This is a genomic window from Pseudomonas sp. FSL W5-0299, from assembly GCF_005930655.1.
In the GTDB taxonomy this organism is placed as follows: Bacteria; Pseudomonadota; Gammaproteobacteria; order Pseudomonadales; family Pseudomonadaceae; genus Aquipseudomonas; species Aquipseudomonas mandelii.
Genome location: NZ_RXHX01000071.1, coordinates 1 through 9,759, shown reverse-complemented (window position 1 = coordinate 9,759; position 9,759 = coordinate 1). Strand labels below are relative to the sequence as shown.

The 9,759-nt window shown below is 53.6% G+C and carries 11 protein-coding genes; 6 read left to right on the top strand and 5 right to left on the bottom strand.

Annotated features, from left to right (window positions below; genetic code table 11):
- Positions 1 to 546, top strand: a 546-nt coding sequence (locus FHL16_RS33355) for an IS5 family transposase (RefSeq protein ID WP_238706220.1), incomplete at its 5' end; no start/stop codon positions are given.
- Between the two features lie 130 nt (positions 547 to 676).
- On the opposite strand, the gene FHL16_RS33350 is transcribed toward FHL16_RS33355, so the two are convergent.
- The 5 genes from FHL16_RS33350 to FHL16_RS33330 are packed head-to-tail and all read right to left on the bottom strand — an operon-like array spanning position 677 to position 4,408.
- Positions 677 to 1,741 carry an N-acetylmuramoyl-L-alanine amidase gene (locus FHL16_RS33350; protein WP_041161326.1) on the bottom strand — a complete coding sequence of 355 codons (1,065 nt, stop codon included), beginning with the start codon at positions 1,739 to 1,741 and terminating at the stop codon, positions 677 to 679.
- Between the two features lie 39 nt (positions 1,742 to 1,780).
- Positions 1,781 to 2,524: a TraX family protein gene (locus FHL16_RS33345; protein WP_024078238.1), complete on the bottom strand. Its 744-nt coding sequence runs from the start codon at positions 2,522 to 2,524 to the stop codon at positions 1,781 to 1,783.
- On the bottom strand, positions 2,521 to 2,958 hold the full coding sequence (locus tag FHL16_RS33340) for a YqaA family protein (protein ID WP_024078237.1): 438 nt from the start codon (positions 2,956 to 2,958) through the stop codon (positions 2,521 to 2,523). The genes FHL16_RS33345 and FHL16_RS33340 overlap by 4 nt, the downstream gene beginning before the upstream one ends.
- On the bottom strand, positions 2,959 to 4,107 hold the full coding sequence (locus FHL16_RS33335) for a nickel/cobalt efflux protein RcnA (RefSeq protein ID WP_024078236.1): 1,149 nt from the start codon (positions 4,105 to 4,107) through the stop codon (positions 2,959 to 2,961). It lies immediately after the preceding gene.
- A gap of 7 nt (positions 4,108 to 4,114) precedes the next feature.
- A complete protein-coding gene (locus FHL16_RS33330) occupies positions 4,115 to 4,408 on the bottom strand; it encodes a metal-sensing transcriptional repressor (protein WP_024078235.1) in 294 nt (97 codons plus the stop codon).
- A 513-nt stretch (positions 4,409 to 4,921) separates the two neighbouring features.
- Between FHL16_RS33330 and FHL16_RS33320 the strand changes: the two genes are divergently transcribed.
- From FHL16_RS33320 to FHL16_RS34645, 5 genes are all read left to right on the top strand, one after another.
- Positions 4,922 to 5,659, top strand: coding sequence for a HupE/UreJ family protein (locus FHL16_RS33320; protein WP_024078233.1), 738 nt, complete (start codon positions 4,922 to 4,924; stop codon positions 5,657 to 5,659).
- A 12-nt stretch (positions 5,660 to 5,671) separates the two neighbouring features.
- Positions 5,672 to 6,325: a hypothetical protein gene (locus FHL16_RS33315; protein WP_024078232.1), complete on the top strand. Its 654-nt coding sequence runs from the start codon at positions 5,672 to 5,674 to the stop codon at positions 6,323 to 6,325.
- A gap of 1,134 nt (positions 6,326 to 7,459) precedes the next feature.
- Positions 7,460 to 7,825 (top strand): histone-like nucleoid-structuring protein, MvaT/MvaU family, encoded by a 366-nt coding sequence (locus FHL16_RS33310; protein WP_024078231.1) that lies wholly within the window; start codon positions 7,460 to 7,462, stop codon positions 7,823 to 7,825.
- A 64-nt stretch (positions 7,826 to 7,889) separates the two neighbouring features.
- Entirely contained in the window at positions 7,890 to 9,371 is a 1,482-nt protein-coding gene (locus FHL16_RS33305) for a DUF2971 domain-containing protein (RefSeq protein WP_041161059.1), read from the top strand.
- Positions 9,372 to 9,488: 117 nt separating this feature from the next.
- Positions 9,489 to 9,759 (top strand): hypothetical protein (locus FHL16_RS34645; RefSeq protein WP_218191871.1); only part of this gene is annotated, 271 nt, incomplete at its 3' end.

Genomic DNA, 9,759 nt, shown 5'->3' with positions numbered 1-9,759 from the left:
AACGGGAGCCGTATGACGCGAGAGTGTCACGTACGGTTCTGCGAGCGGCTGCGGGGGCAGTTCCCGCGGCCGACTCACCACTTCGGCATGAAGGCGCACATCGGTGTCGATGATGAGTCGGGCTTGGTGCACAGCGTGGTGGGCACGGCGGCCAACGTGGCCGATGTCACCCAGGTCGATAAGCTGCTGCACGGCGATGAGAACATGGTCGGTGCCGACGCGGGTTACACCGGCGTCGAGAAACGCCCTGAACATGAAGGCCGGGGGGTCATCTGGCAGATCGCCGCCCGCCGTAGTACTTACAAGAAGCTTGATAAGCGCAGTGCTTTGTACAAAGCCAAGCGCAAGATTGAGAAGGCCAAGGCTCAGGTACGAGCCAAGGTCGAGCATCCGTTCCGGGTGATCAAGCGCCAGTTCGGTTATGTGAAGGTGCGCTTCCGTGGTCTGGCGAAGAACACGGCGCAACTGATGACGCTGTTCGCGCTGTCGAACCTGTGGATGGCGCGCCGACATTTACTGGCGAATGCAGGAGAGGTGCGCCTGTAATGTGGAAAATGGCTGCCGCGAGGTGCTCGCGGCGGCTAAAAACACAGAAATAAGCGGGTGATCTGAGCGTTTTTGATCGATTTGCCGCTTTTAAAATCGGCAGGGGCTGAAGTCAGCCAGAAATACACAACTACTTCAGACCATCCTTAGAGATGAATCCAGTTTCAACCAGGATTGACGGTACGTCTGGCGACTTAAGTACGGCAAAGCCCGCCTGCTCCACACGCTTCTGGTGCAAAGTGGTGATGCCCGCCAAACTTCTCAGTACGGAGTGGCCCAGTTCCAGGCTCGTTGCGACTGTAGCGCTCATCGACATGTCGAGAATCACTCCTGCCAGCATGGGGTCCTTATCTTTGAGTGCGAGGCTTTTGGTCGTACCGAGTAACTCGGCGCCGTTCTCCTTCTGCGCGAGCCAGCGCGCAGTAGTGGACGTGGCTCCACCTTCCGATAGCGCATAGATCGACGCTCCGGAGGCCGTGCGCCGAGGCGCGGCGTCCGCGTGTATGGAAATGAAGATATCGGCATTGTGTTGGCGAGCAATCTCCACCCGCTTGCGTAACGGTACGTAAACATCGCTGTCGCGTACGAGTCGCACGGTAAACCCCTTTTCCCGCTCGATCCGTTTGGCCAACTGCCGAGCAATTGACAGCACCACATCTTTTTCCCGCTCGCCATTGGCCCCGACTGCTCCAGGGTCTTTACCGCCATGCCCTGGGTCTACCACGACGATGATGTCGCGCTTTGGATGAGCCGAATCATTAAGCACAACCTGCGGTGCAGCCGGCTGTATTGCCGGGGATGCCGAGTTGGAAATATCCAGCACTAAGCGATGCCCCTGTGCCTGTTCAGGTGCCAGCATGAAGGTATTCAACTGCACGGGACCTATCAGGTCCAGGACAATCCGCGTTCCTGTACCTTGAGGCCCTGAACGTATAGCGCGGATTGGCATGTTACCCAGTTGCAGTTTGCTCAAATCAAAGGCAAGGCTGGTTCCCATCAGATCGAGAATCAACCGATCCGGCGCCGTCAGGGAGAAGGTCTTGTACTGTGCTGGACCACTTAGGTCTAGCACCAGCCGAAGCTTGTCGTCGGTGTTCCATAGCCGAACATTTAGGACTTGTGCGGCTTGTAAGCCCAAAGGTAAAGCAAAGGCAAAACCGGCCAAAAATAGATTGAGTAATGAACGTCTGTGCATCTCGTTTACCGTTTTTGGGGAGAGTCCTTTCTCTGCCATTCAGATTAAGAACCGTAGAGCTTGCAGAGCGGCAAGGTGTCCCGGATAAAACCAGTAGCCCCATTGCCGCACCGGCCAGACGTTGAAGGTGAACTTCTGATGCAGCAGCCAGAGTCCGATCAGCGGAGCGGCAAATGCAGTGCTCAAGGCCAGCAATGAGTGAATTTCAAGATCCATAGCCCTGGTCACGATGCTACTGCGGGTGTTGCTCAACAGGCATAGAACTGCTGGCAGCAACCAAAGAGCACCGGGCCTCTTGATCGCTAACAAGACAGCCGCAGGAACGAGCGCGCCGTATAGCCCGTACATCAACGGGTCATCCAGCACGTAGGCAATCGCGGCAGCCATCAAGGCCATAGCGCTGCTCAACAAGGTGCGATGTTGCCATCCCCAGGCAATCACCAGCCCCAATGCCAGGGTAACCAACACGTTGAATGATCCCGAGGTGCTGATATAGCGATAAGGCACTTCTGAAATGGCGGCGAACACCAGCATCAAGGCGAGGTAGCGTCCATTCGCGGCAGTCAGTAATTCGCCCGGTTTGGAGCGCGCCACGTTGGCAGCAATGGCGACACAGAACAGCGGAAAGGAAAGCCGCCCCAGAATGAACAGATTGCTCATCTCCGGCCACACCAACCGCAAGTGATCGATGACCATGGTCAGCATCGCCAGCCACTTGATCAGATCCAGGCTACTGCTTCGGCTCTTGAGTGAGGAATGCTGGGTTGTATGAGCAGTCGTCATGTCCACCCCAGTGTGACGGCGGTCAGCAAGAGATAACGCACGCCCTTGGCCATGGTGACGATCAGCAGGAAACTCCAGAATGGCTCGCGCATGACTCCGGCGACGACCGTCAGCGGATCGCCAATGATGGGCACCCAGCTCAGCAGCAACGACCAGCGCCCGTAGCGCAGGTAAGACTGCTGGGCCTTTTCGAGCTTGCTCTCGCTCACCGGGAACCATCGCTTGTAGCGAAATCGCTCGATAGAGCGACCCAGAATCCAGTTCAGCGCAGAGCCAAGAACGTTGCCGAAGGTGGCGACCGCCAATAGCGCAGAAGCAACGTATTGGTTGGAGAGCAACATCCCGACCAACACAGCTTCAGACTGCATGGGCAATAACGTGGCGGCACCGAATGCCGCCAGAAATAGACCAAAATAGCTGGCGAGTTCGAACACTTAAACGACGCCTTGGGCGCTCAAGCCGATCCAACCATGGAAGCCTACGTACAGACCAACACCGATTATCAACACGCTGGACAGGTACGGTGCACGACGAGCCACGGTGCCCAGCCACGGCCAGCGGTTGGAAGCCTGTTTAGCACCAATAGCCGCAGCAGCTCCCACCGCCACCAAGGTGATCGCCAAGCCGATGCTGAAGCACAGGACGAGTATGCCTCCCAGCGCGACTTCTTTAACCTGAAGACACAGCAACAGAACGGTGATGGCAGCCGGACAAGGAATCAAACCACCCGTCAAACCGAACATGACGATCTGGCCCGTGGTCACCTCACGATTCGTGAAGCGCTTACGGATATCGTTGGCATGTGCGCGTTCATGCGCATCCTGATAGCCATCAATTGACAACTCCAGACCTTCCAGTTCGGAATGCGCGTGCCCGTGATCATGCTCCTGGAACGCCAGATCGTAATCATGGGAGTGGCCCGCATGCCCAAGACTCAAGCGCGCACTGAACTCATGAGGCTCCGGGATATCGACTGCCGACTCCAGAAAGCCTTCGCGCTCGACGAAAGAGAACGATTGAGTGCTGCCGTCCGGACGAGTCGTCATTAGGCGAACATCCGATGTAGCCCAAGCGTGTCCGGTCAATGTTTTCAGGCGCCAATGCGGTGGCATACCTACTTCAAAAATCGACAGTTCGATGCGCCCGTGGCCGGTATCGATTCGATGGGTTTCATCATGATGGCCATGGTCATGCTCACCGTGGTGGTGGTCATCACCTTGCTCGAACTTGAACATCTGCTCACCGCGCCAGGTACGCCACAGCATCCAAAGAGCAACTACGATGATCAGTGCAGAGGACGCAAGCTGGAAGTACGGCTCAGTGGTTTGAGCGTCCAGACCTTTGCCCAGGTACATGCCGCCGATGGCGACCAACCACACCACGGCGGTGTGCGACAGCGTCGCGGCCAGACCCAACAAAACGGCCTGTTTAACCGAACCACGAATGGCCACGATGAAAGCGGCCATCATGGTTTTTGAATGGCCCGGTTCCAGGCCATGCAAGGCACCGAGCAAGATAGCGCTCGGGAAATACAGCCAGGCGTGTGTACCGCCCTGTTGCAGCAGTTCAGCAAAGTTGGGCATGTCAGACCTAGAGGTACTTGGTGATTTGTTTGAAGGCTTCCAACGGTGCGCGCTCGCCATTGTTCAAGGCTGAGACTGTGTCCTCCAGACAGTGATCAATGTGATCCTGGATGAGCGTGCGCTTCGCTTGACATACGGCTTTTTCGACCGCATGCAGCTGCTGAGCGATGTCCACGCACTGACGCCCCTCTTCAATCATGGTGATGATGCCGCGTAAATGGCCGTCCGCCCGTTTGAGACGCTTGATGATCGCCTCGTGACTTTGGTGAGTGTGGGGATGGCTGTGTTCGTTTTCACTCATGACTTGAGCCTCGGGCCTTAATGAATTACGCTGGCATCCTATCCCCCCTTAGGGGATGCGGTCAAACGCATCAAAGCCCTGAAAAACGAGTTGAAGCCCGATCACGATGTTCAGCAGAACACTGACAACAACGGTGGTATTCGCGCTTGTCCTCGCCATGTTTGTGGCCTGGGCCGGGCATACCTATACGTTGTCAGTGACGTCGAAACAGCCTGCTTGGGAGGTTGCGCAAGACGCCCATCACTCTCATGAAGAGCTGACTGAGATGTCGTGTGCGAGCTGCTCGGATCACTATCACTCCCCGCTGACCCCTGACCATCAGCACGAAACACCGCAGCTCACTTCACTGTTGATTTTGGCCGAACAACCCAAGCTATCGGTGCGGGTTGATGCCCCGCAATATGCAGTTCCCCCTCCGCCGATATTCTTGATCAAGCGTCCACCCCGTCCTTCGTTCGCATCCTGACCATGGCCGCGCAGCGGCCTTTGATCCCTCCAACGTAGGATTTATCCATGCATTCGCACTCGATGAGCGGCGTGGGCGCATTCACTGCGCCATCGCACCGCCCGCTACTGCTGTTGTTTTTACTTGTCGCTGCACTTTTCCTCGGGATGCCCGAGGCGATGGCTCACGCCGTCGCGGAAGGTGACAAGGGCTTTATCCAGGAAAGTTCCGGCGTCATGTTGCTGCCCTTCATCTACATGGGCGCCAAGCACATGATGACGGGCTACGATCACCTGCTGTTTCTGTTCGGGGTGATCTTCTTCCTTTACCGCCTGAAGGATGTGGGGCTCTACGTCACACTGTTCGCGGTAGGCCACTCGGTGACGTTGCTGCTGGGCGTGCTGACCGAGATCAGCATCAGCTCGTACATCATCGACGCCATCATCGGTTTTTCGGTGGTGTACAAGGCACTCGATAACTTGGGCGCGTTCCAGCGCTGGTTCGGTTTCCAACCCAATACCAAAGTGGCCACGCTGATTTTCGGCCTGCTCCATGGTTTCGGCCTGGCCACCAAAATCCAGGAGTACGAGATCTCGCCCGACGGGCTGATCCCCAACTTGCTTGCGTTCAACGTCGGCGTCGAGATCGGCCAGTTGCTGGCCCTTAGTGCGATTCTCATTCTGATGGGGTATTGGCGGCGCACCGCCAGTTTCTGGCGCCACGCCTATACCGCCAACGTCGCCATGATGAGTGCCGGTTTCCTGCTGATGGGTTACCAGATCACCGGCCTGTTTATCTCCGCCTAAGGAATTCTGACCATGTTCAATACTCCGCTTCCAACTGTTAATGAATTGCCCAGCACTCGCAAACTGGTTCGTTCGACTGTCATTGCACTGCTGACTGCTATTGGCCTGCTGATGACCGTTGTCATGCCTTCGGAATACGCCGTTGATCCTACGGGTGTGGGCCGCGCACTGGGTCTGACCCAAATGGGCGAATTGAAGATCATCCTTGCCCAAGAGGCGTTGGCGGATACAGCGCCGCCGCAAGCATTAGCTCCTAGTTCAGCTCCAGCTCCAGCTCCGCAGATTGCGCAAATCCAACCTGCTGCAATACCTGTGGCCCAATCAGCGTCGGCACCGACCCCAGCCATGAAGACGAATCAAATGACCGTCACGCTCAAACCAGGTGAAGGGACAGAGATCAAACTGGAAGTGCTGAAGAACAAGACTGTGAGTTATGAATGGACAGCGGCTGGTGGGCTTGTGAACTACGACACCCATGGCGAGCCCTACAACGGTGAAAAGGGTTACTTCCACAGCTACAACAAGGGCAAGCAGGTCAAAAGTAATAAAGGCGAATTCACCGCCATTTTTGACGGCACCCATGGTTGGTTTTGGCGTAATCGCAGCAATAACGACGTGACCATTTCGTTGAAGACGAGTGGTGATTACCTGAACGTCAAACAGTAATCCGACACAGAGACGGCTGTCCTACTGCCGAAAACGCGGACTTCAGCCTGACCACAGACCATTTATTTCATCCACTTTTGAAGAGTATTCCCATGAAATCCCCAACCACTCTGATTCGTTCTGTGCTGCTGTTCTGCTTCCTGGGCTTGATGACGGCATGCGGCGGTGGTGAGAAAGGCACAACCTCCGAGAGCGCTGAGCACGGACATTCGCACGAGTAACACTCTAAAAAAACAAGGCCGCGATTGCGGCCTCGTTTTTCTGCATGACGAAAAGTTCTAGCCTATATCCCGCAAACAAATGACTGCTTTGGGTCGTCCTCTGCCGGTCATGGCCACGAAGCCTGCAGGTCAAATCCGAAGCAAATTACTGGTCAAATCGAATGCAAATGGCTGGGCAAGTCTGTGCAATTACCTAACGGATAGGCTCTCGACAGAACTGGTATAGCATCCCTTGATTCTTCTATGCCATCATCGATGCTTGTAAAATCGGAGGCTAAGGACATGGCAAACGATTTACCACCAGATTACATAGAGTTCGCGAAACAGCTGGGGTTCTCGTCACCAGAGCAGTGGGACGTGACCAGGGGAAATCTGAAAGATGGCTGGAAACGAATTCATCGTCGCATTGTGACAGGGCGGTCTCTTCGGGGGACGATTCTGGACTTTGTAGCTAGAATGAATTCGTCTGACGATCACTTTAGGCGCAAGTCCGGTGAGGTCGGGGTAACTAGGGTAACTCCAGTATCCGCGCAGGTTCAGCTTTTTGAGGATCTATACCCACAATTTGCGCCTTATGTTCCCCCTCAGACGTCGGTAGGATCTGAACACCGGATCAAAAAACCGAAAGCTCCCAAAGTCCGAAAGCCGAAAGTTAAGACGCCAATGTTTGTACAAATTGGATTTGGCTTAGTAAAGCACCTTCCGGCCACGGAAAATCGAGAGGGACAGCGTGATTCTCGACGAACACACTACACCAATCGAAAAAGCCTCAAAGAGCATAATTTACGTGCCAGGTTGGTCGCTAAGCGGATCACATGGGGATAGCGATTAATCCTGATATTTCTAAGATCTCAGTTGTTGCGCTAGATTTGTCAATTCGTATACTGCTCAATCATTTTATAAAGGTCATCTCATGTCCCGTCTTGCTGAGTTCCGTCAACTCGAAAAACACTTGGCCGAACAACTCGCTGCCCTTGAAGCCATGAAAGGCGACGAAGGCCTGAAAAAAGAAGTTGAATTCGAAACTAAGCTGCGGGCTTTGCTTGCCGAGTACGGTTATAGCCTCCGCAACGTCATCGCTCTCCTCGATCCCCAGGCAGCAAGCCGTGCTTCTACTACCGCTGCCCCGAAAAGTGTCCGCAAAGCACGTGACGTCAAGATCTACCAAAACCCAAATTCGGGCGAGTTGATCGAGACCAAGGGCGGGAACCATCGCCAGCTCAAGGAATGGAAAACTGAATTCGGCGCGGACATTGTTGAGTCCTGGCGCACTCAGTAAGATCGGTTTGAGTACAAATGAGGGCCCGGTGGGGCCCTTTTTCGTAGCCACATGCGGGGTAATCATGGATCGACATCTCTACAGGTTCAGGACAGCGGATCGTCTGCTCGGAAAAGACGCCACCGAGACCAAGGAGGCTGTGCCCGGTGAGCTTGAGAAGCTTGAGATTTACTTCGCACCGCCTGAGCAATTGAACGATCCTCTAGAGGGGTACAAGGAAATCTACTGGGCGGGTGATGAAATCGTCTGGGCGAATTTCTTTAGGCATTACCTATTGATACTAGCGCTTCGAAGCTGGGAGATTGATGACGCGGTAATGAGCGGCGTGCCACTTCCTAATGAGCTCCCAATTGGCCAGTATCCTGCTAATCTCCGGGGTGTGTACCTCTTTGCTTTCCAGGAAATGGATTACCTGCTCCAAAGTAGTGAGATATTTCAGGGGTACATCAAGGCACTCTCTAAAGCCGAGAGAAAACACTACAAGCCACAGTTGTTGCTCTACCTCAGTTCTCTGCATACGCGCTTCTTAACAATCGTACTTTCAGTAAGTTACAAGTACGAGTTAACCGGTGCACATCATCCTGAGAATCCTGGAGACCCACTAGGGGACAGTGACTTTCATCTGAAGATAATATCAAATATCGAAGCAGATGATGGCCAGCATCGTGATTTTGAGTCATACAGGCAGATTGCTGTCACAACCTCGGCGTTCTCCATCAAGGCTGCGCACGTATGGATCAATGATCATTACGGTGTGTATGACCTAATAACGGCATTTGCTCCTCGATATCTAGATCAAATCGACCAGCTAATGCACCCGAAATGGTATGTAGCCTGCTTTATGAAGGAGTGTAATAACTCCGCCATCTGGGGTAGCTACGGAGACAATCACAAAGGCATCTGCCTGAAATATAGGGTCTCAGGTGAAGACCAAGCACTATCTCTTGAAATGAATAAGCCGATAGGTCTTGGTCATAGCGGCATCATTTATGGCTTCCAGAATATGCAGTTCAAGGAAGTTTTCTACGATCGAGAACACTCGGAAATAGATTTCTTCAGATCATTAGGCAACGTCCCAAACGAGGCATTAGGTGGCTTCTGGTACAACGATGGCCAAGGAAATCTGAGTACCACTAGCGAGTGGTACAAAACTGATTCCAGTGATCTGCGAGAGAGGCACTGGAATAACCTTGATTTCGCTTTGACCTCAACGCTTCCTCAGTGGGAGTCCGAAAAAGAGTACCGCTTGGTTCTTAATTCCGGCATGGACATCACAGATAAAAAGCATCGAGTTTTGAAGTATCGGTTTTCAAGCTTGGAGGGCGTCATTTTTGGGATCAAGACGCCGTTGGAGTACAAACTCAAAGCTATTAGGATTATCAAGGCCCACTGTGAACGTGAAGGCCGTGAAGAGTTTCAGTTCTACCAGGCCTATTACGATCCGGAAACGAAAAGTATCCAACATGGCTTATTACCTGTTTCAATACACGATGCTGATATAAATGGTGGCTCTACTGAGCCTGGCGATTCATCAGCTGAAAGCTAGCTCGCAGATTCTCCACTTCTTCCGCAAGTTGGAATCAGGCATCGGGGCCGGCCACTGCCGAGTATTTATCGACGGTTGTAATCGGCGCCTATCGCTGTGCGGTCATAAGAGTAGAGGGTGCACGCTCTAACCATTGGAACAGCGATCTTCCCGCCAACGATCGTAATGTCTCCTTTGCGTCGTTATGAGCCTCTCAGCTTTGATGTCTGGGTGGTCCAATCCTCTGCAATCGGTGGTCAGTCAAATGCAAATGACTGGTCAGGTCGTATGCAAACGCATGGTCAATTGCGCTGCAATTTCGCAATTGAAGCTCAGTCAATTCGGGTATTCCTCAGTCTCAATGCATTGAAAACTACAGATGCAGAACTGACGCTCATGGCTATGGCAG

Bases quoted from the DNA above. Each gene is read 5' to 3' on its own strand.
- FHL16_RS33350 (WP_041161326.1), bottom strand. From the start codon at position 1,741: ATGCACAGACGTTCATTACTCAATCTATTTTTGGCCGGTTTTGCCTTT.
- FHL16_RS33345 (WP_024078238.1), bottom strand. From the start codon at position 2,524: ATGACGACTGCTCATACAACCCAGCATTCCTCACTCAAGAGCCGAAGC.
- FHL16_RS33335 (WP_024078236.1), bottom strand. From the start codon at position 4,107: ATGCCCAACTTTGCTGAACTGCTGCAACAGGGCGGTACACACGCCTGG.
- FHL16_RS33330 (WP_024078235.1), bottom strand. From the start codon at position 4,408: ATGAGTGAAAACGAACACAGCCATCCCCACACTCACCAAAGTCACGAG.
- FHL16_RS33320 (WP_024078233.1), top strand. From the start codon at position 4,922: ATGCATTCGCACTCGATGAGCGGCGTGGGCGCATTCACTGCGCCATCG.
- FHL16_RS33315 (WP_024078232.1), top strand. From the start codon at position 5,672: ATGTTCAATACTCCGCTTCCAACTGTTAATGAATTGCCCAGCACTCGC.
- FHL16_RS33310 (WP_024078231.1), top strand. From the start codon at position 7,460: ATGTCCCGTCTTGCTGAGTTCCGTCAACTCGAAAAACACTTGGCCGAA.
- FHL16_RS33305 (WP_041161059.1), top strand. From the start codon at position 7,890: ATGGATCGACATCTCTACAGGTTCAGGACAGCGGATCGTCTGCTCGGA.